Raw genomic sequence first — 672 nt, forward strand, 5'->3', positions numbered from 1 at the left:
GTGCCGGGCCGGCGCCTGCTTCAGATCGAGGTAGACCTGCTTGCCCGCGGGGACGGCGTCCAACGCGGCGGCCAGCGTCGGAATGCGCACCGGACGCGCGCGGTACGGGTACCCGCCCCGCTCGTCCTTGAAGTGGTACCCCGCGTTCAACGGGGCCAGGTCGCGCAACCGGTGGTCCGCGACGGCCCCGGAGCCGTCGGTGAGTGACGAGAGGTCCGTGGGCCGGTACAGCACGGGAACGCCGTCCCGGGTCGCCTGGACGCTCAGCCACTGCCCGTCGGCCCCGGCCCGCAGGGACGTACGGATGGCCACCAGCGTGTTCTCCGGGGCGTCGGCCGTGCCCGCGCGGTGCGCGATCACCAGCGGCTTCGACCGGGCGTGGCCGGGCGCCGCGTCGCCGGAGCGCGCGGTGGCCGGGCTGCTGCCGGTGAGCGCGGGGACGGCGGCGGCCAGCACGGCGACGGCCACCGGCACGGAGAGATGACGACGCATGGGAACTCCTGCGGGGACACGGGGGAGGGACGCCGCGACCCGGGGGGTCGCTGCCGGGCAAGCTAACCCCCGTTGATGAACCAAACGGGTCTACCAGGCGAAAAGGACTGCAACCGGAACACCCGCCTCCCACCGTCCCGCTTCCTACCGTCCCGCAGCCCGCTGCCCCAGCCCGTACCC

Annotated in this window: 1 protein-coding gene; it reads right to left on the minus strand. The window is 74.6% G+C overall.

What is annotated here, in order from left to right; all coding sequences use genetic code 11:
• A partial coding sequence (locus KUM32_RS37350; RefSeq protein WP_302185236.1) for a glycerophosphodiester phosphodiesterase family protein occupies window positions 1-492 on the minus strand: 492 nt, incomplete at its 3' end.
• Window positions 493-672: the final 180 nt, after the last annotated feature.

Source organism: Streptomyces sp. AC627_RSS907, from assembly GCF_019049165.1.